At 60.4% G+C, this 23,079-nt stretch carries 25 protein-coding genes; 20 read left to right on the forward strand and 5 right to left on the reverse strand.

Annotated elements, in window-relative coordinates; translation table 11 throughout:
• Positions 1-24: 24 nt before the first annotated feature.
• Positions 25-312 carry a DUF1330 domain-containing protein gene (locus tag JL39_RS29770; RefSeq protein WP_037159367.1) on the forward strand — a complete coding sequence of 96 codons (288 nt, stop codon included), beginning with the start codon at positions 25-27 and terminating at the stop codon, positions 310-312.
• 102 nt (positions 313-414) lie between these two features.
• Positions 415-1,395, forward strand: coding sequence for a complex I NDUFA9 subunit family protein (locus tag JL39_RS29775; protein ID WP_037159370.1), 981 nt, complete (start codon positions 415-417; stop codon positions 1,393-1,395).
• Positions 1,396-1,478: 83 nt separating this feature from the next.
• Here JL39_RS29775 and JL39_RS32255 read toward each other — a convergent pair whose 3' ends face one another.
• Complete coding sequence (locus JL39_RS32255) at positions 1,479-1,715, reverse strand: hypothetical protein (protein WP_210165755.1); 237 nt, start codon at positions 1,713-1,715, stop codon at positions 1,479-1,481.
• 247 nt (positions 1,716-1,962) lie between these two features.
• On the opposite strand from JL39_RS32255, the gene JL39_RS29785 reads away from it, so the two are divergent.
• From JL39_RS29785 to JL39_RS32260, 4 genes are all read left to right on the forward strand, one after another.
• Entirely contained in the window at positions 1,963-3,096 is a 1,134-nt protein-coding gene (locus JL39_RS29785; RefSeq protein ID WP_037159376.1) for a TRAP transporter substrate-binding protein, read from the forward strand.
• Between the two features lie 75 nt (positions 3,097-3,171).
• Positions 3,172-3,756 (forward strand): TRAP transporter small permease subunit, encoded by a 585-nt coding sequence (locus JL39_RS29790; protein WP_037159379.1) that lies wholly within the window; start codon positions 3,172-3,174, stop codon positions 3,754-3,756.
• Positions 3,753-5,171 (forward strand): TRAP transporter large permease subunit, encoded by a 1,419-nt coding sequence (locus JL39_RS29795; protein WP_037159382.1) that lies wholly within the window; start codon positions 3,753-3,755, stop codon positions 5,169-5,171. Before JL39_RS29790 ends, JL39_RS29795 begins: the two co-directional genes overlap by 4 nt.
• A gap of 66 nt (positions 5,172-5,237) precedes the next feature.
• On the forward strand, positions 5,238-5,399 hold the full coding sequence (locus tag JL39_RS32260) for a hypothetical protein (protein WP_200884025.1): 162 nt from the start codon (positions 5,238-5,240) through the stop codon (positions 5,397-5,399).
• 3 nt (positions 5,400-5,402) lie between these two features.
• Here the strand turns inward: JL39_RS32260 and JL39_RS29800 are convergent, their stop codons facing one another.
• Positions 5,403-6,209, reverse strand: a complete 807-nt coding sequence (locus JL39_RS29800; RefSeq protein WP_037159385.1) for an undecaprenyl-diphosphate phosphatase — start codon at positions 6,207-6,209, stop codon at positions 5,403-5,405.
• A 156-nt stretch (positions 6,210-6,365) separates the two neighbouring features.
• Here JL39_RS29800 and JL39_RS29805 point away from each other — a divergent pair, with 156 nt between their 5' ends.
• From JL39_RS29805 to guaA, 13 genes are all read left to right on the forward strand, one after another.
• Positions 6,366-7,058 (forward strand): glutathione S-transferase family protein, encoded by a 693-nt coding sequence (locus JL39_RS29805; RefSeq protein WP_037160063.1) that lies wholly within the window; start codon positions 6,366-6,368, stop codon positions 7,056-7,058.
• Positions 7,048-8,211 (forward strand): tRNA epoxyqueuosine(34) reductase QueG, encoded by a 1,164-nt coding sequence (gene queG, locus JL39_RS29810; RefSeq protein WP_200884031.1) that lies wholly within the window; start codon positions 7,048-7,050, stop codon positions 8,209-8,211. The genes JL39_RS29805 and queG overlap by 11 nt, the downstream gene beginning before the upstream one ends.
• Positions 8,211-9,083, forward strand: a complete 873-nt coding sequence (locus JL39_RS29815) for an SDR family oxidoreductase (RefSeq protein WP_037159391.1) — start codon at positions 8,211-8,213, stop codon at positions 9,081-9,083. Before queG ends, JL39_RS29815 begins: the two co-directional genes overlap by 1 nt.
• A 379-nt stretch (positions 9,084-9,462) precedes the next feature.
• Positions 9,463-9,873 (forward strand): septal ring lytic transglycosylase RlpA family protein, encoded by a 411-nt coding sequence (locus JL39_RS29820; protein WP_052183180.1) that lies wholly within the window; start codon positions 9,463-9,465, stop codon positions 9,871-9,873.
• Positions 9,874-9,954: 81 nt separating this feature from the next.
• Complete coding sequence (locus JL39_RS29825) at positions 9,955-11,244, forward strand: RsmB/NOP family class I SAM-dependent RNA methyltransferase (protein ID WP_037159394.1); 1,290 nt, start codon at positions 9,955-9,957, stop codon at positions 11,242-11,244.
• A 131-nt stretch (positions 11,245-11,375) separates the two neighbouring features.
• The gene (locus JL39_RS29830; RefSeq protein ID WP_037159396.1) at positions 11,376-12,650 is read left to right on the forward strand and encodes an imelysin family protein; all 1,275 of its coding nucleotides are present in this window, start codon (positions 11,376-11,378) and stop codon (positions 12,648-12,650) included.
• A 50-nt stretch (positions 12,651-12,700) separates the two neighbouring features.
• Complete coding sequence (locus tag JL39_RS29835; RefSeq protein ID WP_081953031.1) at positions 12,701-14,239, forward strand: di-heme oxidoredictase family protein; 1,539 nt, start codon at positions 12,701-12,703, stop codon at positions 14,237-14,239.
• Positions 14,239-15,342, forward strand: a complete 1,104-nt coding sequence (locus JL39_RS29840) for an imelysin family protein (protein WP_037159399.1) — start codon at positions 14,239-14,241, stop codon at positions 15,340-15,342. Before JL39_RS29835 ends, JL39_RS29840 begins: the two co-directional genes overlap by 1 nt.
• Positions 15,343-15,346: 4 nt before the next feature.
• Positions 15,347-16,432, forward strand: coding sequence for a DUF1513 domain-containing protein (locus JL39_RS29845; RefSeq protein ID WP_037159403.1), 1,086 nt, complete (start codon positions 15,347-15,349; stop codon positions 16,430-16,432).
• A 37-nt stretch (positions 16,433-16,469) separates the two neighbouring features.
• Entirely contained in the window at positions 16,470-16,928 is a 459-nt protein-coding gene (locus JL39_RS29850) for a TspO/MBR family protein (RefSeq protein ID WP_037159406.1), read from the forward strand.
• A gap of 73 nt (positions 16,929-17,001) precedes the next feature.
• Positions 17,002-17,451 (forward strand): PaaI family thioesterase, encoded by a 450-nt coding sequence (locus tag JL39_RS29855; RefSeq protein ID WP_037159409.1) that lies wholly within the window; start codon positions 17,002-17,004, stop codon positions 17,449-17,451.
• Positions 17,448-18,101, forward strand: a complete 654-nt coding sequence (locus JL39_RS29860) for a 5'-methylthioadenosine/S-adenosylhomocysteine nucleosidase (protein WP_052183181.1) — start codon at positions 17,448-17,450, stop codon at positions 18,099-18,101. The genes JL39_RS29855 and JL39_RS29860 overlap by 4 nt, the downstream gene beginning before the upstream one ends.
• 40 nt (positions 18,102-18,141) lie before the next feature.
• Positions 18,142-19,731 (forward strand): glutamine-hydrolyzing GMP synthase, encoded by a 1,590-nt coding sequence (guaA, locus tag JL39_RS29865; RefSeq protein ID WP_037159412.1) that lies wholly within the window; start codon positions 18,142-18,144, stop codon positions 19,729-19,731.
• A 123-nt stretch (positions 19,732-19,854) separates the two neighbouring features.
• Here guaA and JL39_RS29870 read toward each other — a convergent pair whose 3' ends face one another.
• Complete coding sequence (locus tag JL39_RS29870; protein WP_037159415.1) at positions 19,855-20,319, reverse strand: TspO/MBR family protein; 465 nt, start codon at positions 20,317-20,319, stop codon at positions 19,855-19,857.
• 167 nt (positions 20,320-20,486) lie between these two features.
• On the reverse strand, positions 20,487-20,990 hold the full coding sequence (locus tag JL39_RS29875; RefSeq protein ID WP_081953032.1) for a fasciclin domain-containing protein: 504 nt from the start codon (positions 20,988-20,990) through the stop codon (positions 20,487-20,489).
• 228 nt (positions 20,991-21,218) lie between these two features.
• On the opposite strand from JL39_RS29875, the gene JL39_RS29880 reads away from it, so the two are divergent.
• Positions 21,219-21,818 (forward strand): cupin domain-containing protein, encoded by a 600-nt coding sequence (locus JL39_RS29880; protein WP_037159421.1) that lies wholly within the window; start codon positions 21,219-21,221, stop codon positions 21,816-21,818.
• 200 nt (positions 21,819-22,018) lie between these two features.
• On the opposite strand, the gene JL39_RS29885 is transcribed toward JL39_RS29880, so the two are convergent.
• On the reverse strand, positions 22,019-23,032 hold the full coding sequence (locus JL39_RS29885; RefSeq protein WP_037159425.1) for an NADP-dependent oxidoreductase: 1,014 nt from the start codon (positions 23,030-23,032) through the stop codon (positions 22,019-22,021).
• Between the last annotated feature and the right edge of the window lie 47 nt (positions 23,033-23,079).

Below are 23,079 nucleotides of genomic sequence, written 5' to 3' on the forward strand. Positions count from 1 at the left end.
GAAATGCGCATTGGAGGAGATTTCATGGCCAAGGGATACTGGATCGCCCGCGTCGATATCCGAGACCCGGAACGGTACAAGGATTATGTGGCAGCCGCCAAGGTCGCCTTCGACAAATACGGCGCTAACTTCCTTGCCCGCGGCGGCGCCTTCACCGAGCTGGAAGGCAAGGCGCGCGCCCGCAACGTGGTGATCGAGTTTCCCTCGATGCAGGCCGCCGTCGACTGCTACAACTCGCCCGAATATCAGATCGCCGCGAAAATCCGCCAGGAAGTTGCAGATGCGGAAATGGTCGTCGTGGAAGGCATTTAAAGAGAGGACAACAATCGCAGGTGCGGCAGTGAGACACTTCCACCCGCGTCACGATTCGGCTAAACAGCTCTCAACCTTCCCTATCGGCTCCCGGAGCATGTCATGACCATCAACAACCTTCCGCCACTCGTTACCGTTTTCGGAGGATCGGGGTTTGTCGGGCGGCATGTGGTGCGGACGCTTGCCAAACGGGGTTATCGCGTGCGGGTTGCCGTGCGCCGTCCGGATCTCGCAGGCTTCCTGCTGCCGGCCGGCTATGTCGGGCAGATCTCGCTCGTCCAGGCCAACCTGCGATACCGCCAGTCGGTTTTCCGGGCGGTCGAAGGTGCTTCCCATGTTGTGAACTGCGTCGGCATCATGTTCGAGACCGGCCGCAACACGTTCGACGCCGTGCAGGACTTCGGTGCCCGTGCCATTGCCGAAGCGACCCGCGCCGCAGGTGCCAAGCTCACCCATATTTCCGCAATCGGCGCCGACCCGAACTCGCAGTCGTCCTATGCCCGCACCAAAGGCCGCGCAGAAGCGATGATCTTCTCGCTGCTGCCGGATGCGGTGATCCTGCGCCCGTCGATCATGTTCGGTCCGGAAGACAGCTTCTTCAACAAATTCGCCGCCATGGCGCGGATTTTCCCTGCCCTCCCGCTTGTCGGCGGCGGCAACACGAAATTCCAGCCGGTCTATGTCGAGGATGTCGCCGAAACCGTCGCCCGTTCCGTCGACGGTGCGATCGCCCCAGGCAAGATCTACGAGCTTGGCGGTCCGGAAGTCATGACGTTCCGTCAATGTCTCGAGACGATGCTGCGCATCACGAATCGGCAGAACAGGCTGGTTTCACTGCCCTCCGGCATCGCGTCGCTGATCGGCAGCATCGCCTCGCTCATCCCCTTCGTGCAGCCGCCGATCACGCCCGACCAGGTGAAGCTTCTGAAGGTGGACAACGTGGTTTCCGATGCCGCCGTGAAGGAAGGGCGCACGCTCGAAGCCATCGGCATCCGCCCGACTCTCGCCACATCGATCCTGCCTTCCTATCTGGTGCAGTACAGGCCGCAGGGCCAGTACACACGCTCCGGCCGGGCCGCCTGATATTTTTACTAAATTAGCCAACACTTTGCCTCGCCGGAACAGCTCCCTGTTCGCTCAAAAAGCGGGCATGCCCTTGTTTCCGCTTATCTTTCAGGCATGATCTGTGGCACAAACGCCGCAGTCACCGAAGCAGTCGCGTTAACGGCGGGTTCAGCAAAATCCTTTATTGAATTTATCGAATGCGAGCAATAAAGCTCCTGCCGAGATAGATACTCAACCGTGACGATCAAATCCTCTTCCGAAAGGCGTTTCTCCATGGGCAAGCCCATCGCGCTCTTTTTTGCGTGCGCAGCACTGATCATTCTCGCGGGTTCGTTCATGGCCCCGAGGACTGGCGCAGCCGGCAAAATCGAATGCACGCCGGCCTATGGCGTCGATCCGTGCAGCACGGCATCGGTCCAGCCCGCCCTCCAATAATCTTTCCGATTGCACAGCACTCATCTTTACACGCAATCAACGATCGTTTGATGGCAAAATGTTGCACGCCTGTATTGAGTTGTCTGTGTTTTTCCTGAATACTTCTTCTGGGAGAAGGGCAATGGCCTGCCCAACCGGGAGGAGAAATCAATGGACACGCACGAAAAGAAGGCGCCGACGCGCCGGTCTTTCCTGAAAATAGGCGCAACCGCAAGTGGGGTTGCGGCGGGTAGTTTGGCAGCACCCGCGGTTCTTGCACAATCCCCGATCGTGATGAAGATGCAGACCTCCTGGCCGGCATCGGATATCTGGATGGACTTCGCGCGCCAGTATGTGGAGCGCGTCGAAGCCATGTCCGCAGGCAGATTGAAGATCGATCTTCTGCCGGCAGGCTCCGTGGTTGGCGCCTTCCAGGTGCTCGATGCCTGCCACGACGGGGTCATCGATGCGGCCCATTCCGTCTGCGCCTATTGGTACGGCAAACACAAGGGCGCTTCCCTGTTCGGTACCGGGCCGGTTTTCGGCGGCTCGGCCACGACAATGCTGTCGTGGTTCTATGCCGGCGGCGGCGCAGAATTCTATCGCGAGCTCCAGCAGGACATCCTGAAACTCGATGTCGTGGGCTTCCTCGGCTTCCCGATGTTCGCCCAGCCTTTCGGCTGGTTCAAGAAGGAAGTCAATACGGTCGCCGACGTCAACGGCTTCAAATACCGTACAGTCGGTCTGGCCGCGGACCTGATGCAGGCAATGGGCATGTCCGTGGCGCAATTGCCGGGCGGCGAAATCGTGCCTGCCATGGAGCGTGGTGTCATCGATGCTTTCGAGTTCAACAACCCCTCGTCGGACATCCGCTTCGGTGCGCAGGACGTAGCCAAGCACTACTATCTGTCGTCCTATCATCAGGCATCGGAGAGCTTCGAATTCCTGTTCAACAAAGATTTCTACGAGGACCTGCCGCCGGATCTGCAGGCAATTGCCCGCTATGCCGTCGAGGCCGCGTCAACGGCCAACACGGCTTCGGCCATGGATAATTATTCGGCCGACCTGCTGAAGCTTCGGGACGAGCATCAGGTGAACCTGCACCGGACGTCCAAGGAAATCCTCGATGCCGAGATCAAGGCCTGGGACGACCTGATCGTTGAACTCGAAAAGGACGAGTTCATGAAGCGGGTGCTTGACAGCCAGCGGGCATGGGTCGACCGCGTCACCTTTTTCGAGCTCATGGCATCCCCCGATTATGCCCTAGCGTACAATCACTATTTCCCGGGCAAGATAAACCTCTGACGGTAGCCGGCGCAGTGCCAAACGGCAGGAGCTTTCCGCTCCTGCCGCCCTCACGCAAATGGGAAAACGTCATTCATGCGGGCATTCATCCGGTTCGCCGATGCAACGTCGGCTTGGTTCGGCAAGGCATTTGCCTGGCTCATCGTGCTCATGACGTTCGGCACGAGTTACGAGGTTTTTGTCCGCTACATTGTCGGACGTCCGACTCCCTGGGCACTGGATGTATCCTTCATCATGTATGGAACGCTCTTCATGATGGGCGGCGCCTATACGCTTTCCCGCGGCGGGCATGTTCGCGGTGACTTCCTCTATCGCCTGTGGAAGCCGAGAACACAGGCGATCGTCGATCTCATCCTGTACTTTCTCTTCTTCTTCCCGGGCATAACGGCCCTGATCTTCTCGGGTTGGAAATATGCGTCGAGATCGTGGAGCTACGGCGAGGTCAGCGTCAACAGCCCGGCCGGCATTCCGATCTACCAGTTCAAGACCGTCATGGTGGCGGCCGGACTTCTGCTCTTCATTCAAGGGATCGCACAAGTCCTTCGCTGCATCCATTGCATTCGCACCGGGGACTGGATGCCGGCTGCCGACGATGTCGAGGAGACAGAAATTCTACTCATCAAGGAAAAGCAGGCCGAGCTTTCAGGAGATCAGGCATGACCGATCCACAAGTCGCGCTGCTCATGCTTGGCCTGTTCATCTTTATCGTTTTTCTCGGCTTTCCGATCGCCTTCAACCTGATGGCCCTGGGCATCGGCTTCGGCTATTACGCGTATTACGATCCGAACCGCATGTGGCGGGCCTATAACCGGCTCGATGAAAGTGCCGGCTGGGGGGAAAGCATCAGGCTTTGGGTCGAAGGCTTCTTCAACAATCGCATCTTCGACCTCTTCGTCAACCAGACCTATACGGTGATGGCGAACGACGTCCTGACCGCCATCCCGCTCTTTCTGTTCATGGGCTATATCGTCGAACGCGCGAATATCGTCGACAGGCTTTTCAACACTCTCAATATCGCTTCGAAGAATGTGCCGGGATCGATGGGGGTCGCGGCGCTTATTACCTGCGCGCTTTTTGCGACGGCGACAGGCATCGTCGGCGCCGTCGTCACACTGATGGGCTTGCTTGCATTGCCGGCCATGCTGAAGGCGCGTTACGACAAGTCCTTCGCCTCCGGGATCATTTGCGCCGGCGGAACGCTTGGTATCCTGATCCCCCCTTCGATCATGCTGATCGTCTATGCCGCAGCATCAGGGGTCTCGATCGTGCGGCTCTATTCCGCGGCGCTGCTGCCGGGCTTCACGCTTGTGGGGCTTTATCTCATTTACGTGGTCGGGCGCTCGATTCTTCAGCCGAGCGTGGCACCACGACCGACCGCAGAGGAGGTGCCCGACGTACCCCTTGGACGGGTCATGGTGATGATCGCGACCTCCTTTTTCCCACTCGCTTTCCTCATCCTCGCCGTGTTGGGTTCGATCCTTTTCGGGCTGGCAACCCCGACCGAGGCTGCTTCCATCGGCGCGCTGGGCGGTATCGTGCTCGCCATCGGGTATCGGGCATTCACGTGGGAAAGAATGCGCCAGAGCGTCTACCTTACGGTCCGGACGACCGCGATGGTGTGCTGGCTGTTCGTCGGATCCTATACCTTCTCTTCCGTATTCTCCTATCTCGGAGGGGAGCAGGTCATATCGGAATTCGTGCGGGGACTCGACCTGACCCCGTTCCAATTCCTGCTCCTGGCGCAGCTCATCATCTTTCTCTTGGGATGGCCGCTGGAATGGTCGGAGATCATCATCATCTTCGTTCCCATCTTCCTGCCGCTGCTCAGTCTGTTCAACATCGACCCGCTTTTCTTCGGCATTCTGGTGGCGCTCAATCTGCAGACCTCGTTCCTGACACCGCCCATGGCGATGTCAGCCTATTATCTCAAGGGGATCGCGCCGCCGGAGGTGCGGCTGACACAGATATTCAACGGCGTACTGCCATTCGTGCTGATGGTCTTCATCTGCATGACGCTCATGTACCTCTTTCCGCAGATCGTGTTCTATCTCCCGGAGGCTGTCTATGGACGATGAACGGAATTTCCTCGGTCGGCATGGACGCCCAAAGACGGCAGCACCGTAGAAACGGAGGATATTTGAATGAGGGATCGCCTCTTGCAACTCATTGCGTTTTTGATCCTCGCCGGCTTTGTCGGCGTTCTTTTCTGGCGCGTGCCTCGCGTCGATCTGGGCTTTCTTTTCTTCATCACCCTTGCGGCGGCCGGCTACGATTTCTTCCTTTATAACCGGCGCCGCCGTTAGGCCTTAACCAAGCATGACGAGAGCCAGAAGTCCGATAGCGCCGATGATGATCCGCCAGTAGGCGAAGAACGCATAACCGCGGCTTGAGACGAAATCGAGCAGCGAGCGCACGACGAAAATCGCAGTGACGAACGCCGCGACGAAGCCGATCGCAATGACGGCGCCGTCATCGAAGCTCAGGATGTCGCGATTCTTGTATAGGTCGAGCACGAAGGCCCCGAGCATCGTCGGCATGGCGAGAAAGAAGGAGAATTCCGCAGCCGAGCGTTTATCGGCCCCCATCAGCAATGCGCCGACGATCGTCGCTCCCGAGCGAGACGTGCCGGGAACCATCGCGAGGCATTGAAAGAAGCCAATCTTGAGTGCGAGTGGCCAAGGGTAGTCCATTATGTCGTGATATTTCGGCTGGAACTTCATCCTGTCGACGGCAAGAAGCACAAAGCCGCCGAGAATCAGCACAATACAGATCAGCATCGGCGTCTCGAACAGCACGGTCTTGATGAAGTCATGTGCGAGCGCCCCGATGACCGCCGCGGGCAGAAAAGCGATCAACACCGTCACGACGAAATGCCTGGCCTTGCGGCTCGTCGGAATATCCATCGCGATTTCCAGCAGCTTGCCGGCGTAGACGAGCAGAATCGCCAGGATGGCGCCGAGCTGAATCAGCACTGCGAAGGTGTTCCCAGGCGATTGAAATCCAAGAAAGTGGCCGGCGAGCAGAACATGAGCGGTTGATGAAACGGGAAGAAACTCCGTAAGCCCCTCGATCAAGCCAAGAACGAGGGCGCTGATAATGGACTGATCCGCCATTCTTAATCCTTTATTGAGCAGATGAGGGCAGTTTGAGGTACTCTATGAGCCGTTGCTTGTGTTGGCCCTACCAAATCCATATAGCTGCCATATGTCAGGCGGGCGCGCGAAGCGACCATAACCTCCCTATACACTATTCGTGAAGTTCAAGTATCCATGCCCACCCTCTATCATCACCCTATGTCTACGGCCTCCCGCTTCGTTCGGCTGATCCTTGCCGAATACGGTTTCCAGGCGGATCTGGTCGAAGAGCAGCCCTGGGAAAAGCGCCGTGAATTCCTGACACTCAATCCGGCGGGCACGCTTCCCGTCTATGTGGACGACAGCATGCGGGTACTTTGTGGCCCTTCCGTGCTCATGGAATTTCTCGATGAGACGCATGGCGTCCTGAAGCGCGACCGGCGACTGCTTGCCGAAGATCCGTGGCAGCGCGCCGAAATCCGCCGCCTTACCGAATGGTTCCTGCAGAAGATGGAACAGGACGTGACGAGGCCGCTGAGCCGCGAACGCATCTACAAGCTGCAGATGAGCGCGGCCCACGGCGGCGGCGCTCCGGATTCGAAGGTGTTGCGTACATCCCGCGCCAATATCCGCCAGCACATGAAATATCTCTCCTGGCTTGCCGGTTCGCGCCCCTGGCTTGCGGGGGACCGCCTGAGCTATGCGGATCTCGCGGCCGCTGCCTGCATTTCCGTGCTAGACTATCTTGGTGAAATTGACTGGTCGGATACGCCCGTCGCCAAGGAATGGTATCAGCGGCTGAAATCGCGCCCTTCTTTCCGGCCGCTGCTCGCCGAGCGCATCCGCGGACTGACCCCGGTATCCCATTATGCGGACCTTGATTTCTGACGATAACCGAGAGGCTGAAAAAGCGCTGCGACGGCGGGAGAAGCTGACCGCCTTCCTTCACGCGGAGGCGAAAAGTCAGGGCTTCGATCTCTGCCAGGTCACGGGACCCGACAGCATTCCGCGGGCGCCGGAGCGGCTTGAGGTTTTCCTTGCTGAAGGCCACCATGGCACGATGGACTGGATGGCCGAGACCAGGCTGCGCCGCGCCGATCCGAAAGTGCTGTGGTCGGAGGTCCGGTCCATCGTCATGTTCGGGCTGAATTACGGCCCGGATGAAGATCCGCGCGGAATTCTCGACAGACCGGACAAGGCGGCGATCTCGGTCTATGCCCGCAACCGCGACTATCACGACCTCATCAAGGGCCGGCTGAAGGAGATTGCCACCCGTTTCGCCGCCCGCGCCGGGGAAGACGTGAAGGTGTTCGTCGACACGGCGCCCGTCATGGAAAAACCGCTGGCGGAGGCGGCCGGTCTCGGCTGGCAGGGCAAGCATACCAATCTCGTCAGCCGAACCCATGGTTCCTGGCTTTTCCTCGGCAGCCTTTTCACCACTGCCGAACTCATCGTGAACGAGCCGGAGACGGATCATTGCGGCTCCTGCCGAGCCTGTCTCGATGCCTGCCCGACGGCGGCCTTCCCGGCGCCCTACCGGCTCGATGCACGCCGCTGCATCTCCTATCTCACGATCGAGCACAAGGGACCGATCGCCCCGGAATTCCGGCCGCTGATCGGCAATCGTGTCTATGGCTGCGACGACTGTCTTGCCGCCTGCCCATGGAACAAGTTCGCGGCAAGCGCCTCCGAGATGAAGCTGAAGGCCCGCGAGGACTTGAAGGAGCCCTCCATCGCCTTCCTGCTGACGCTGGACGACGCCACGTTCCGCACCTTTTTCAGCGGTTCGCCGGTGAAACGCATCGGTCGCGACCGCTTCATCCGCAACGTGCTGATCGCCGCCGGCAATTCCGGCGACGCCAGCCTCATCGCCCGATGTCGCGAACTTTCGGGCGACCCCTCGCCCGTGGTGCGCGGCATGGCTATATGGGCCCTGAGACGGCTGATGCCGGATGGGGATTTTGCACGGTTTGCGCAAACGCGCCGAATCGAGGAAGACCCGGAAGTGTTGGAAGAGTGGCGATTGGCGGGAGCAGGCTGATGCAGGTGATGATCTTCGGATGCGGTTATTCCGGCCAGGCGATCGCCGAGGAATTCAAAAGAGATGGCGCCAAGGTCTCCGGCACCGCCAGGACCGCCGAGAAAGTGGCAGAGCTCTCCTCCAAGGATATCCGGGCCTTCATCTTCGACGGCGGCCCGTTCGGCGATGAACTGCTGGCCGAACTGAAGCAAGTCACGCATCTCGTGCAATCCGTCCCGCCGGGCTCGGAGGGCGACCCGCTGCTGAAGCTCATGAAGGGCAGGCTCGCCGAACTCTGCCCCAGGCTCGCATGGATCGGCTATCTCTCCACTGTCGGCGTCTACGGCGATCACGGCGGCGACTGGGTGACGGAAGAAACTCCCGGCAGCCCGATCCTGGGTCGTTCGATCGAACGGGTCGATACCGAGGAGGCATGGACTGCCGAGGGAGAGGCCGCCGGCGTGCCGGTCGCTATCCTGCGCCTTTCCGGCATCTATGGCCCCGGTCGTAACGCCTTCGCCAACCTCGAACGCGGTACGGCGCGGCGCATCGTCAAAAAGGATCAGGTCTTCAATCGCATCCGCGTTGAGGATATCGGCGGCGCCGCGCTCTTTCTCGCAAAGCGCAAGATGGACGGCATATACAATGTCACCGATGACGAGCCCGGCCCGGCCCAGGATGTCATCGTCGAAGCTGCCCGGCTGATGGGTGTAGAACCGCCCGCGGAACAGGATTTCGAAACCGCCGAAATGACGCCCATGGCACGCTCGTTCTACGGCGCCAACAAGCGCGTCTCGAATGCCAAGATCCGTGCCGCGGGCTTTGAATTCCGCTTTCCCAACTACCGCGTGTCGCTGGCCGAGTTGTGGTCCACCGGACGTTGGAGAGGATAATTTTCCCATCTTAAAACGGTTGAAATTTCCATCCTTACCGGAAAATCTGGTTGTTCTTTTTTAAGATATGTGGCGCAAGGCCATAAAATTTGCCTGAATGAGGCAGGGAATCGCGTGTTACGATAAATTTTTTCTGCGATTTTCGTGATCAAGTCAGCAGCATGATTCTTCCGGGAATGCCATTCCGTTTTCCCCCTGTTTTTAAATGTTTTCTTCCATAAAAGCTTAGCTGGCTTCTTAAAAAGATCGACTGCAATATAATCACGAATGTTACATCCTGTAATATTCCGTGATCCAAAAGCCCACTTTTCCGCCATTTTTCGCCCCGCTTAGCCATTTTGCACGCAACGTGCAGGGACAAACGACGGGGACGACGAACTTGAAGAAAATTCGACGCTCGATTTGCGCCGCGGCTGCCACTGCTGCTTTTGCACTCCTTGGCTCCGCAGAGGCTAACGCTGCGCCCGGATGTGGTCACGCATCCTGGTACGCTCTGACTTCCAAGACGGCATCCGGTGAACGGATGAATCCTTCGAAATTGACCGCAGCCCACCGCTCGCTGCCTTTCGGCACCAAGGTGAAGGTCACCAACAAACGCAACGGCAAGAGCGTTATCGTCCGCATCAACGACCGCGGACCTTTCATTCGCGGCCGCGTGATCGATGTCTCCAAAGCCGCCGCGCAGAACATCGGCATGGTCCGCTCCGGCACGGCGCAGGTCTGTTACCAGATTATCACCGCCGATAACCAAAAGATCCCGGGCAAGGGTCTCAAGGACATCGACGGTTAAGGTATTAACCTGGCTCTTGCCCTTCCGGCCAATCGCGGTTACGAGCCCTATCATGCGGGTCTAACCGGAACGGAGAACGAGATGCGATTGGGCGGGCGAGTGGCCGGGGCCATAGAGGTGCTGGCCGACATTGAGACGCGAAAGCGCCCTGTCGCCGATGCTCTCAAGGACTGGGGCCTTGCGCACCGTTTCGCCGGATCCGGCGATCGTGCCGCAATCGGCAATATCGTCTATGACGCGCTCCGCATGCGGCTTTCGCATGCCTGGCTCATGGGGGACGAGAGTCCGACCGCGCTCGCTTACGCAGTCCTCATCCGACAATGGGGCCTCACGCTCGAGGCACTCCAGGCCGAGTTCGCCGATGACCGCTTTGCGCCGCCGGCCCTGACCGAGGCGAACCTTTCGGCCCTTGCCTCCCGTAATCTCGATGATGCGCCGCTGCATGTGCAGGGCGACATCCCGGACTGGATCCAGCCGTCCTTCGAAGCCAATTTCGGCGAAGACTGGCTTGTCGAAGCCAAGGCGCTGGCCGGCCGGCCGACCCTCGATCTTCGCGCCAACACCTTGAAGGCGTCCCGGGAGAAGGTCGTCAAGGCGCTGGAACGCTCAGGCGCGAAACCGTCGCGCATCGCCCGCAACGGCATCCGCATCGCCGCCGGCGAAGGAGCGGTCCGCCTGCCGAACGTGACGGCCGAGCTTTCGTTCCAGAAGGGCTGGTTCGAAGTGCAGGACGAGGGATCGCAGATCGTCGCCGACCTCGTACAGGCCGGCGAGCATGATCAGGTGCTCGACTATTGCGCGGGTGGCGGCGGAAAGACGCTTGCCATGGCGGCTGCCATGCACAACAAGGGCCAGATTCACGCCTATGACGCCGACCGCAAGCGGCTGGCGCCGATCATCGAACGGCTGCGCCGCGCAGGCACCCGCAATGTGCAGGTTCATGATGATGCCCGCCAGCTTGATCCGCTGAAAGGCAAGCTCGACGCCGTGCTCGTTGACGCGCCCTGCACCGGCACCGGCACCTGGCGCCGCCGGCCGGACACGAAATGGCGGCTGACGCCGAAAAACCTTGATGAGCGTATCGTCCAGCAACAGGAGGCACTTTCGGAAGCTGCAACCTTCGTGAAGCCCGGCGGAGCACTTCTTTACGTCACCTGTTCCATCCTGCCGGAGGAGAACGACACGCAGGTCTCGCGCTTCTGCGCCGAAAATCCGGATTTTTCGATCGTGCCGGCTGCTCAGCAATGGAGCCAGCTCTTCGGACAAGAAGCCCCCCCGCCGCGCTTCAAGGATGCACCTACCGTCACATTGACCCCCGCAAGTACCGATACGGATGGATTCTTTTTCTGCCGGATGCAACGGAAGGTTTGATCGGGATTTGATCAAAGTCAAAGCCCGGTTCGACTTTCAAACCATTCTAAACTAGATTATTTGACACCAGTTTCCATTTGCGCGATGTAGCCCATAACGGCTAGGAGATCTGAGCCGTGAAGGAGAGGGACATGATCCGCAAGACCGTTTTCGGCGCCGCGCTGGCGCTTCTCACCACCTCTGCGGCGTTCACCGTTACGCCTGCCCAGGCGGCCGATTCCGCATCCGTTGTAAAACACTATGCCGAACTCGCACACGCGAAATACGAAGACTCGCTGAAAACTGCACAGGCCCTCGACAAGGCGATCGATGCGCTGATCGCCAAACCGAGCCAGGAGACCCTCAAGGCCGCCAAGGATGCGTGGATCGCTGCCCGCATTCCCTACCAGCAGACAGAAGTCTATCGTTTCGGCAATCCGATCGTCGATGAGTGGGAAGGCAAGGTGAATGCCTGGCCGCTGGATGAAGGTCTGATCGACTACGTCGACGCCTCCTACGGCACTGAGAGCGATGAAAACGAACTCTACACCGCCAATGTGATCGCCAATCCGAAGATCAAGATCAACGGCGAAGAGTTCGACGCCACCAACATCACGCCCGAGACGATCCAGGGCCTGCACGAGGCCGGCGAGATCGAGGCGAATGTCGCGACCGGCTACCACGCCATCGAGTTCCTCCTCTGGGGCCAGGACCTAAACGGCACCGGGGCGGGCGCCGGCGAGCGTCCCTATACCGATTACGACAAGGCCAATTGCACGCATGGCAATTGCGACCGCCGCGCTGCCTATCTCAAGGCTGCATCGACACTGCTCGTCTCCGACCTCGGCGACATGGTGGAGGCCTGGGGTCCGGACGGCGAGGCCACCAAGCATGTCGAGGCAGATCCCAAGGCTGGACTTACCGCAATCCTGACCGGCATGGGTTCGCTCTCCTATGGCGAACTCGCCGGCGAGCGAATGAAGCTCGGCCTGCTTCTCCACGATCCGGAAGAAGAGCATGACTGCTTCTCGGACAATACCTATGCCTCGCATCTGAACGATGCGATCGGCATCAAGTCGGCCTATACCGGCGAATATGTCCGTGTCGACGGCACCAAGATGAATGGTCCTTCGCTCTCCGAACTGGTTGCTGCCAAGGACAAAGCGCTTGACACGGAAATGAAGGGCAAGCTCGATGCGACGCTTGCCGCCATGAACGCCATGGCCGACCGTGCCAAGAAGATCGAGGCCTATGACCAGATGATCGGCGAGGGCAATTCGCAGGGCAATGCGGTCGTCCAGAAAGCGATCGACGGCCTGATCGACCAGACCAAGACGATCGAGCGCGTCGTCGCCGCACTCGACCTCGGCACGGTCGAGCTCGAAGGTTCCGACAGCCTCGACAATCCTGACGCCGTCTTCAAATAAGAATTGAAAAGGCGGGCCGCCTCCGGTTTCGGTGCGCGGCCCGGTGATCCATGAGAGCGTCCAGGTCCCTCATCTTGCTGCTGCCGGTTATTTCGGGCGCGCTCGTTCTCACTCCGTTGATCGCGATCGGCGGCGACGCCCGCTTCCCGACCACGCGAACAGATCTCAACCCCAAGGACCGGAAGCGCGTCGAGGCCGTCACCAAGTTCACGACGGATTTCACCAAACCCGAACAGTTCGAGCCGATGGCGGGCGGGGCGGCGACCAGTCGCGCCATCGTCAATGGCGACGCTTTCTCGCATTTTTCCGCAAACCTCAGCTTCGAGGAAGAGCAGACCTTCAAGCTCGGCAATGCGCTTTTCAAGAAGCTTTGGGTTCCGCCCCCCTCTTCCACCCAGGCCTCCGACGGGCTCGGACCGCTCTTCAACGCCCGTGCATGCCAGAGTTGCCACCTGAAGGATGGTCGCGGTCATCCGCCGGAAGGTTCCGCCGATGCGACCTCGATGTTTCTCAGGCTCGCGCGCCCGGCCCGCACCGAGGACGAGCGCAAGGCGGTCGCCGACCATCGGAAGCTCAACTTTCCGGACGCTGTCTATGGAGAGCAATTGCAGGACCTTGCCGTGCAGGGCCTCAGGATCGAGGGGAGGATGCGGATTTCCTACGAGGAAATTCCGGTAACGCTTGCCGGTGGCGAGATCGCGCACCTGCGCGAGCCGACCTATTCCGCCACCAATCTCGGCTACGGGCCGCTGGAAAGCGACGTGACGCTGTCGCCACGCGTCGCTCCGCCGATGATCGGCCTCGGCCTCATCCAGGCGATCCACGAAGCCGACATCCTCGCTGCAGCCGATCCGGCGGACCAGGACGGCAACGGCATTTCCGGCAAGCCGGCGCTGGTACGTGATCACAGGACCGGCGAACTGAAGCTCGGCCGCTTCGGCTTCAAGGCCCAGAACGCGACGATCCGCGACCAGAGTTCATCCGCCTTCGTGGGCGACCTCGGCATTTCCACGCCCGACCATCCGTCCGACTATGGCGACTGCACCAAAGCGGAGGTCGAATGCCTTGCCCAGCCGACCGGCGTACAGCCGCGGCTCGGTGCGTTCGAAGCACCGGATCCGGTCCTGCCGCTCGTCACCTTCTACTCGGAAAACCTCGCCGTGCCGGCCCGCCGCGATGTCGGCGACAAAACGGTGCTGAAGGGCAAGGAACTCTTTTACCGGTCCGGCTGCACCGCCTGCCACACGCCGAAATTCGTCACCCGCCGCGATGCCGGCAACAAGGCGCATGCCTTCCAGCTTATCTGGCCCTATTCGGATTTCCTGCTGCATGATATGGGCGAAGGCCTTGCCGACGGCCAGCAGGTGGGGGGCGCGGACGGCCGTGAATGGCGCACGCAGCCACTCTGGGGCATCGGGCTGACCGAGACCGTCAACGGCCATACCTTCTTCCTGCATGACGGGCGGGCACGCAACCTCACCGAGGCCATTCTCTGGCATGGCGGCGAAGCTCAGATGGCGCGCGACGCCTTCGCCGCTCTTCCTAAGGACGACCGTGCCGCTCTGATCACATTCCTGGAGTCACTCTGATGCGCACAATTCTCGCTGCCGGCCTCATCTTACTCCTGCCGATCTCGACTTTCGCCCAGGAGGCTGACACCGCACCCGCCGTCACTCTTCCCGAAGCGGACGTCACCAGGGTGATGACCGCTGCGGTCGACCAGTTCATCCGGCCGGGTTATGACGCCTTCCAGGCATCGGCGGAAAAGATGACTGCCAGCATGAAGACGCTTTGCGATGCGCCTTCGACGGAAAATTACGATGCCGCCAAGGCCACCTTTCGCGATGCAGCCGTGAGTTGGGCGCATATCGAAGTGGTGCGCGTCGGACCGGTGATCGAACAATACCGCTTCGAACGCATCCTCTTTTATCCCGACCGCAAGAGCACCGGCCTGAAGCAGGTTCAGGGCATTCTGGCGAAATCGGACGAAACGGCGACCGATCCGACGACGCTCGCCACCAAAAGCGTGGCGACACAGGGCTTCGGGGCGCTGGAATATCTTCTCTTCGGCACCGGGTCCGAAGCGCTCTCGACCGGCCAAGACGGTTTTCGCTGCCGATACGCGGCGGCCATCGCCGGCAATATCACCAATGTCGCCAAGGAATTGTCCGACATATGGGACGCGCCGGACGGCATACAGAAGACCTGGGAGCAACCTGGACCGGACAATCCGGTTTTCCGCACCGGCGGCGAGGCGATCACCGCGCTGCTCGGTATCCTCGTACATGGGGCCGAAGCCGTGCGAGACCAGCGGATCGAGACCTTCTACAAGGGCGCCGACAAGGCGAAATTCCCGAAACAGGCGCTATTCTGGCGTTCGGAAAGCACCTGGCCGATGATCCAGGGCAATCTGGAAGGCCTTTCGGCGCTGCTCGATAAATCAGGCATGGCGGATCTCCTGCAGGAAAAGGACCGCCCGGTGGTCGCCGCCACCCAGGTGCAGTTGAAATCGATGGTCAAACTGGCCGGCACCGTTACCCCCGATCTGGAAAAGGCGGTCGAAGACGCTACCGAACGCAAGAAGCTCGACACGCTGCTCGCCGACGGCAAGGCCGTCATCGCCAAACTGAACGACGGTTATGGCGGAGCAATCGGCCTGAGTTCCGGCTTCTCCTTCTCGGACGGGGATTGATCACATGGCCTGGCGTGGCGAAGCCATCGACCGGCGCGGCTTCCTGAAAGCGGCGGGGATCGCTTTCACCGCCGCCCTTTCCCCGCGCGCGCTGATGGCGCTCGAACGGGCCGATGCGGTCTATGCCTCGGGCTTTCGTGCGCCGGACGGCTCGTTCGGCATCGCCACGGTTTCCGAGCGCGGCGAGATCATCGACCGTGTCGCGTTGCCGGCCCGCGCCCATGGGATGGCCTACAGCGGCGCCACCGGCCGAGCCGTCGCCTTCGCCCGCCGTCCCGGCACATTCGCGATGGTCTTCGATCCCGCCGGCCGGGCCGAGCCGATCATCGTCACCTCGCCGGAGGGCCGGCATTTCTACGGCCATGGGCATTTTTCACCGGATGGCCGATTACTCTACGCCAGCGAGAACGATTTCGACGGCAATCGCGGCATGATCGGCATCTACGACGCCCGCGACGAATTTCGCCGCATCGGCGAGTTCGACGCTCATGGCATCGGCACGCATGACATGAACGTTTCCGACGACGGCAAGCTGCTGGTCATCGCCAACGGCGGCATCGAGACGCATCCGGATTTCGGCCGCACCAAGCTCAATCTCGACCGCATGGAGCCGTCGCTGGTGCTCATCGACGCGAAGACCGGCGCGTTGATCCAACGACACGGCCTGCCGATCTCGCTTCGCCAGCTCTCGACCCGACATCTCGATATGGACGGCAATGGCCGCATATGGTTCGCCTGCCAATGGGAAGGCGCGCGCAACGCGCTGCCGCCGCTCGCCGGATGGTTTTCAAGGGGCGAGGATATCGCCCTTCTCTCCCTACCGGAGGAAACCACGGCCCGGCTCGGCAATTATGTCGGGGCGATCGCCGTCAACCGCCGCGAGGGATTGGTAGGCCTCACCTCACCCGTCGGCGGGGCGGCCGTGACGCTCGATGCAAAAACCGGCGTCGTGCTGAAGGAAGAGGCTGTCCGCGATGCCGCCGGCGTTGCGCCCGCTGCTCGTGGCATCGCCGTTTCCTCCTATGACGGGCAATTCAACGAGACACGCAGCCAGGTCGCGTGGGATCAGCATATCGCTCTGCTAAAATAGCCTTTACTCAAGTTAAGCCGGCCCTAAGTCACAGGGCATGCGTAAAATTGCCAGTGCGTTTTTCTTCGTCGTCGCATGTCTTGCCATAGGTGCATTCAGCCGCATCGCGAATACGCCGGGTGATTGGTACCGGTCTTTGGACAAGCCGTTCTTTCACCCGCCGGACTGGCTCTTTGCCCCTGTCTGGGCCGGACTTTACATCCTGATCGGCCTTGCGTTTGCCGAAACATGGCTCGACCGCAGCAGGCCCCGCATGCGCCGCCTGATCGTCTTCGCGATCCAGGGCATCCTCAACATCCTCTGGTTGCCGGCCTTTTTCGGCATGCACAGCCCTGACTTCGGCCTCATCGTTATCGTCTCAATGCTCGCCTTCATCCTGCTGTTCATTGTGATAAGCTGGCGGCCGAACCGCACGGCCGCCCTACTGTTCATCCCCTATGCACTCTGGGTCGCCTTCGTCGCACTGCTCAATCTTTCAATCGTTGTTCTAAACTAATCCAAAAGTCAGCCCTCTCCGCTTGCCGAACACGTTTCCCCGTGCCAATTTCGCAGTTGCGAAAGGGAGAAACATGAGCGGGAGAGACACGGGAGATTTCCGCGAGCGGGTGCGCCACAGCTTTGGGCGGCAAGGCGCGATGGCCATGCTCGGAGCTGAACTGACGCGCGTCGAACCGGCCATGGTGGAAATAGAACTGCCCTTCGATGCCAAGCTCACGCAGCAACACGGCTTCCTGCATGCCGGCGTTATTTCCGCCGCGCTCGATTCCGCCTGCGGTTATGCCGCCTATACCGTCATCGAGCCGGAAGCCTCCATTCTGACGATCGAATTCAAGGTGAACCTGATGTCGCCCGGGCGCGGCGAGCGCTTCCTCTTCCGCGGCGAAATCACCAAGCCGGGCTCCACGATCATCGTCGCAGACGGCCGCGCCTATGCGATCGGCGACGGGCCGGCCAAGCTCATCGCGTCCATGACCGGCACGATGATGGTGATCCGTGGCCGAGAGGACGTGATGGGATGACGCCTTCGCTTCTCCTGGGTGAGCCGGCGCTTGCCGGCGGCAAATCCATTCTCTTCGTCATGGCCGTGGACGCAGAATACGGCCCGGCGCTCAAATCCCGCATCAAGCCGTTGATGACCGGAGTCGGCCCTGTCGAGGCAGCAACGGTGCTCTCACATGCGCTGACCAGGTTCGAAACTGCCGACAAACTTCCCGATCTCGTCGTCTCACTCGGCTCGGCGGGCTCCCGAAGCCTCGAACAGACGGAAATCTACCAGGTCGCCTCCGTCGCCTATCGCGACATGGACGCCTCGCCGCTCGGTTTCGAAAAGGGCCGCACGCCCTTCCTGGACCATCCGGCGGTCATACCGCTTCCCTTGCGCATCCCCGGCATTCCGGAAGCCTCGCTGTCCACCGGCGGCAACATCATCTCCGGTGCGATCTACGATCTGATCGAGGCGGATATGGTCGACATGGAGACTTTTGCCGTCATGCGGTGCTGCCAACTCTTCTCTATTCCGCTGATCGGGCTGCGCGGCATTTCCGACGGCAGGCAAGAGCTGAAGCACGTCAGCAACTGGACCGAATATCTGCATGTCATCGACGAGAAGCTCGCAGATGCGATCGATCGCCTCGTGAGGGCTTTGGAAAGCGGCGAATTGGCACTCTGATCCGGTTGCACAAAACGCAACTTTTCTTTAAAGGCTCGGCATGACCCAGACAACGACCTTGGCAGCTCATCCCGACAGCATTCTCATCATCGATTTCGGCAGCCAGGTGACGCAGCTGATCGCGCGTCGCATCCGCGAATCCGGCGTCTACTGCGAAATCCATCCCTTCCAGAACGCGGAAGCCGCGTTCAAGAAACTCCAGCCCAAGGGCGTCATCTTCTCCGGCGGCCCGGCCTCGGTCACCACCGAAGGCAGCCCGCGCGCTCCGCAGGTCGTGTTCGAGCACAACGTGCCGATCCTCGGCATCTGCTACGGGCAGCAGACAATGGCGACCCAGCTCGGCGGCGTGGTCGAGGGCGGCCATGCAGCGGAGTTCGGCCGGGCCGATGTCGAGATCAAGAAGGCGAGCCCTTTGTTCGACGGTTTCTGGGAAGTGGGCGGGCATTACCCCGTGTGGATGAGCCATGGCGACCGCGTCACGCAGTTGCCCGAGGGCTTCGAGGTCATCGCGACCTCCGAGAACGCGCCCTTCGCGATCGCCGCCGACGAAGGCCGCCACTATTATTCGACCATGTTCCACCCGGAAGTGGTGCACACGCCGGATGGAGCCAAGCTGCTCTCCAACTTCGTGCACAAGATCGTCGGGCTGAAATCGGACTGGACGATGTCGGCCTACCGCGCCGAGATGATCCGCAAGATCCGCGAGCAGGTCGGCACCGAACGGGTGATCTGCGGCCTTTCCGGCGGCGTCGATTCCTCCGTCGCGGCGGTCCTCATCCACGAGGCGGTCGGCGACCAGCTCACCTGCATCTTCGTCGATCACGGCCTGATGCGGATGAACGAGGCGGACGAAGTGGTCAAGATGTTCCGCGACAACTACAACATCCCGCTCGTACATGTGGATGCGTCCGACCTCTTCCTTACCGAGCTTGCCGGCGTCTCCGATCCGGAAGTGAAACGCAAGACGATCGGCCGGCTGTTCATCGAAGTCTTCGAGGCGGAGGCGAAGAAGATCGCCGAGGACGGCAAGGGCGCGCCCGCCTTCCTCGCCCAGGGCACGCTCTATCCGGACGTGATCGAAAGCGTCTCCTTCTCCGGCGGCCCGTCGGTGACGATCAAGAGCCACCACAATGTCGGCGGCCTGCCCGAGCGGATGAACATGAAGCTCGTCGAGCCGCTGCGCGAGCTCTTCAAGGACGAGGTGCGCGCGCTCGGCCGCGAACTCGGCCTGCCGGACTCGTTCATCGGCCGTCATCCCTTCCCCGGTCCGGGGCTTGCGATCCGCTGCCCGGGCGGCGTGACCCGCGAAAAGCTCGACATCCTGCGCAAGGCGGATGCGATCTATCTCGATGAAATCCGCAAGGCCGGCCTCTACGACACGATCTGGCAGGCGTTTGCCGTGCTGCTTCCCGTACAGACGGTCGGCGTGATGGGCGACTACCGCACCTACGACTTCGTCTGTGCATTGCGCGCGGTCACCTCGGTCGATGGCATGACGGCGGATTTCTACCCCTACGACATGAATTTCCTCGGTCGAACGGCCACCCGCATCATCAACGAAGTGCGCGGCATCAACCGCGTCGTTTATGACGTGACATCCAAGCCGCCCGGCACGATCGAGTGGGAATGAGGGTTGGCTTTGGTGGCAATAGCGTAGCTTTGCCGAGAATGCTCGCCCGTTCATATGATCGTACGTTCTCAGCTTGTTTCTCGACCTTGCCGTCTCCTCTTCGAGCAGTGCGACGTCACCCGATCAGTTCAAGAGCCAGATCGCGCCATTCAGAACCGAGGCGAACGCTACCCAGGCGGCATAGGGCGCAAACAGGAGCGATGCGATTTTATCCCGCTGCCAGCTAATCACGATGAAGCCGATAATCGTGATCAGAAGCAGCACGATCACGCCAAGGGCAATATCAGTGCAATGCGCTGAGAAAAAAATCGGCGACCAAGCGAAGTTTAGAACCAACTGCACCCACCATAGCTTCATTGGCGCTCTGCTGCGGCCCCCTCGCCAAACTCGCCACCCGGCGATCGCGATCATGATGTAGAGCGCAGTCCAGACTGGGGCAAAGACCCAACTCGGCGGATTGAAGGGCGGCTTGCTCAGCGGTGCATACCATGCACCGGGAGCAGTCACGAAACCTATGACAAGCCCGCCACCCAGAACGAGCGCCAGAAACAAGAATAGGCTGCCGAGCTCCCCTGCACGCACATTCATTGGAACACCATAACCCTTGTTTCAGCAAAGAACGTCATGGTTCTTTTGCCTCGGATCAGCAATTGTAACCGCGTCTGCCTGTGAGCGCGCCTGTCGATAAGACGCCGGCCCGCTTTTCGGCGACAAAGCGGGCCGGCTGTTGATCGGCTGGGGCGATAGGTGGCCGATCAGCCTTCGGGCGGCAGGATGACTTTGTCGATCACATGGATGATGCCGTTCGAGGCCGCAATGTCGGCCTTCACAACGGTGGCGTCGTTGATCATGACCTTGCCGTCCCCGGTCGATATTTTCGCCGTCGTTCCGTTGACGGTCTTGACCTCGTCCAGCGTGGTCACCTGCTCGGCTTTCACCGTACCCGGCACCACGTGGTAGGTGAGGATCGCCGTCAGCTTCGCCTTGTTCTCCGGCTTCAGCAGGTTCTCCACTGTGCCGGCCGGCAGCTTTGCGAATGCCTCATCTGTCGGCGCAAACACCGTGAACGGTCCGGGACCCTTCAGAGTAGCAACCAGATCCGCTGCTTCGAGTGCTGTCGCCAGCGTCTCGAACTGGCCGGCACTGGCCGCCGTGTCGACAATGTCCTGATTGCCGGCGCGCGCGAGGCTGCTACCGATCATCAGACCCGCCACGGCGAGACCGACCGCGGCCATCGATGCAATACTTATTCTGCTCATCTTTAGCTCCTGTTGCTAGACGCGTTTTACCGTGGGGCCGGCTTGGCCGGCGTTCCGGTCCGAGGAAGCGGGATCGAATGTATTTTGCCTTGCGCACCTCGTCGGATTATTGAACTATGATAAAATCAGTTTTCTTCAAGAGCAAATTCTCGTGATATGAGAAGTGATTTTCTCATTGAGAAAATTGTGCTACCTACCTTTGAACTGAGGTGAAATGAGACCGGAATCATGCTGTCGGAGACGTTGACCACGGCCCTCGAGGGCTATGCTATCGGCCCGAAGATCCGTCGACTGCGACTGCGCAAGAAATTGGGACTGGTCCAGCTTGGCGAGCATACAGGTCTTTCGGCGGCGATGCTGTCGAAGATCGAGCGCGGACATCTGTTTCCGACGCTGCCGACCTTGTTGCGGATCGCCTTGGTCTTCGGCGTCGGCCTTGATCACTTTTTCAAAGAGGACGACGACCGGCCGGTCCATGCCGTCGTGCGCAAGGCGGACCGCATTCGCCTTCCGGACAAGGCGGGGCGGACGTCGCCCGCTTACCGCTTCGAGTCCCTCGACTTTCCAGTCAGCGATCGCAGGCTCCACGGCTATTACGTCGAATTCGGAGAGGAAGATGAACAATCGGAGCCGCACGAGCATGCTGGCGCGGAGATCATCTACGTTTTGCGTGGCGAGCTCGTAGTGAACCTGGAGGGTGAGGACATCACATTGAGTGAGGGCGACTCGATGTATTTCGAATGCACCTATCCCCACAGCTATCGCCGCAACGGGTCGCTGCCCTGCGCCGCCATTGTCGTCGTGACGGCGCAACCATCCTCAACTTGACCGGGTTTCCTAAGAAAGCCTGATGAGCGGCGTCGTGGATGGCGCCGGTGGATGGCCTCGGCCTTTCCGAGGCCCATCGATGGTTCCGGCGAGCGCATTGTCATCGGAATCGCCGACGCCGCCGATCGAGGATCGATCCCGGCTTCGGCCAGGCGTTGGGATATCACGGCCTCCCCCGGAGAATTTTTCGCGGAGACGACTCAATCGACCGTCAGCACGATCTTGCCCTGGATATGGCCTTTCGCGGCGCGCTCATGCGCCTGACGTGCGGCGGCGAGCGGATAGGTGCTGTCGATCACGGTTTTCAACGTTCCATCGGCCAACAGTGGCGCCAGCTGGGCCAATTGCGCGCCGCTTGAGCGCACCTGTGCCGTCGACACCGTTATGCCGAGTTCTTTTGCCTCATCGCCGGCATTGAAGCCCAAAGGAAAGACCGGAAACAGGGCGCCGCCCCGCTTCAAAGTGCTGAGGAACCGTCTGGAGGCAGCTCCGCCAAGCGTATCCAAGACCAGATCCGCATCGTGCACCACATCTTCCGGCGGTGTCCTGGTGTAATCGATGACCTCGTCGGCTCCGAGATCGCGGAGAAGTGCCCCATGTCTCCCCGAAGCTATGGCGATCACATACGCGCCTTTGAGTTTCGCCACCTGAACCGCGAAATGCCCGACGCCACCGGCCGCGCCGTTCACCACGACCCGCCTTTCCTTGAGCGGCACGGGCACGTGCCTCTCCGGCTGCAGCGGGTTCGGCGCATCATGACCCACCTCCACCATGAACTGCCAGACGGTGAGCAGCGACATGGGTGCACCTGCCGCCTGAACGTGATCTATTCCCCTGGGTTTGAGGGCCAGATCCTGAACCGGCATGCTGACATACTGTGCATAGGCCCTGCTCTCTCCGACGCTGAAGAAGCGGACCATGGAATAGACCTCGTCTCCGACGGCGAAACCCTGCACATCATCGGAAACGGCTTCGACAACGCCGGAAATATCCGTGCCGAGAATGAGGGGAAAGGCTACCTGCGGCCGCCATTCCGGCGGAAGCGCCTTGTAGCCGTCGCGCAGATACCAGTCCGGCGGATTGATTCCGATGGTTTTCACGCGAACAAGCACCTCGCCCGGCCCGACCTCTGGCATCGGCACGTCCTCGTATTTAAGCACCTCTGGCCCGCCGAATTCGTGGATCTGTATGGCTTTCATGGTTTTGCCGATCATCTCTTGCTCCTATGATGGACGAGCACCACATTAAGCGGCGCAGTGCT

The sequence above is a fragment of the Rhizobium sp. YS-1r genome (assembly GCF_000757525.1).
Taxonomy (GTDB): Bacteria; Pseudomonadota; Alphaproteobacteria; order Rhizobiales; family Rhizobiaceae; genus Neorhizobium; species Neorhizobium petrolearium.

Coding starts and splice junctions, on each gene's coding strand:
- JL39_RS29875 (WP_081953032.1), bottom strand. CDS start 20,990: ATGAGCAGAATAAGTATTGCATCGATGGCCGCGGTCGGTCTCGCCGTG.
- JL39_RS29800 (WP_037159385.1), bottom strand. CDS start 6,209: ATGGCGGATCAGTCCATTATCAGCGCCCTCGTTCTTGGCTTGATCGAG.
- JL39_RS29775 (WP_037159370.1), top strand. CDS start 415: ATGACCATCAACAACCTTCCGCCACTCGTTACCGTTTTCGGAGGATCG.
- JL39_RS29870 (WP_037159415.1), bottom strand. CDS start 20,319: ATGAATGTGCGTGCAGGGGAGCTCGGCAGCCTATTCTTGTTTCTGGCG.
- guaA (WP_037159412.1), top strand. CDS start 18,142: ATGACCCAGACAACGACCTTGGCAGCTCATCCCGACAGCATTCTCATC.
- JL39_RS29785 (WP_037159376.1), top strand. CDS start 1,963: ATGGACACGCACGAAAAGAAGGCGCCGACGCGCCGGTCTTTCCTGAAA.
- JL39_RS29855 (WP_037159409.1), top strand. CDS start 17,002: ATGAGCGGGAGAGACACGGGAGATTTCCGCGAGCGGGTGCGCCACAGC.
- JL39_RS29825 (WP_037159394.1), top strand. CDS start 9,955: ATGCGATTGGGCGGGCGAGTGGCCGGGGCCATAGAGGTGCTGGCCGAC.
- JL39_RS32260 (WP_200884025.1), top strand. CDS start 5,238: ATGAGGGATCGCCTCTTGCAACTCATTGCGTTTTTGATCCTCGCCGGC.
- JL39_RS29850 (WP_037159406.1), top strand. CDS start 16,470: ATGCGTAAAATTGCCAGTGCGTTTTTCTTCGTCGTCGCATGTCTTGCC.
- JL39_RS29880 (WP_037159421.1), top strand. CDS start 21,219: ATGCTGTCGGAGACGTTGACCACGGCCCTCGAGGGCTATGCTATCGGC.
- JL39_RS29860 (WP_052183181.1), top strand. CDS start 17,448: ATGACGCCTTCGCTTCTCCTGGGTGAGCCGGCGCTTGCCGGCGGCAAA.
- JL39_RS29840 (WP_037159399.1), top strand. CDS start 14,239: ATGCGCACAATTCTCGCTGCCGGCCTCATCTTACTCCTGCCGATCTCG.
- JL39_RS29885 (WP_037159425.1), bottom strand. CDS start 23,032: ATGATCGGCAAAACCATGAAAGCCATACAGATCCACGAATTCGGCGGG.
- JL39_RS29845 (WP_037159403.1), top strand. CDS start 15,347: ATGGCCTGGCGTGGCGAAGCCATCGACCGGCGCGGCTTCCTGAAAGCG.
- JL39_RS32255 (WP_210165755.1), bottom strand. CDS start 1,715: ATGAACGAACCCGCGAGAATGATCAGTGCTGCGCACGCAAAAAAGAGC.
- JL39_RS29815 (WP_037159391.1), top strand. CDS start 8,211: ATGCAGGTGATGATCTTCGGATGCGGTTATTCCGGCCAGGCGATCGCC.
- JL39_RS29830 (WP_037159396.1), top strand. CDS start 11,376: ATGATCCGCAAGACCGTTTTCGGCGCCGCGCTGGCGCTTCTCACCACC.
- JL39_RS29795 (WP_037159382.1), top strand. CDS start 3,753: ATGACCGATCCACAAGTCGCGCTGCTCATGCTTGGCCTGTTCATCTTT.
- JL39_RS29805 (WP_037160063.1), top strand. CDS start 6,366: ATGCCCACCCTCTATCATCACCCTATGTCTACGGCCTCCCGCTTCGTT.
- JL39_RS29790 (WP_037159379.1), top strand. CDS start 3,172: ATGCGGGCATTCATCCGGTTCGCCGATGCAACGTCGGCTTGGTTCGGC.
- JL39_RS29835 (WP_081953031.1), top strand. CDS start 12,701: ATGAGAGCGTCCAGGTCCCTCATCTTGCTGCTGCCGGTTATTTCGGGC.
- JL39_RS29770 (WP_037159367.1), top strand. CDS start 25: ATGGCCAAGGGATACTGGATCGCCCGCGTCGATATCCGAGACCCGGAA.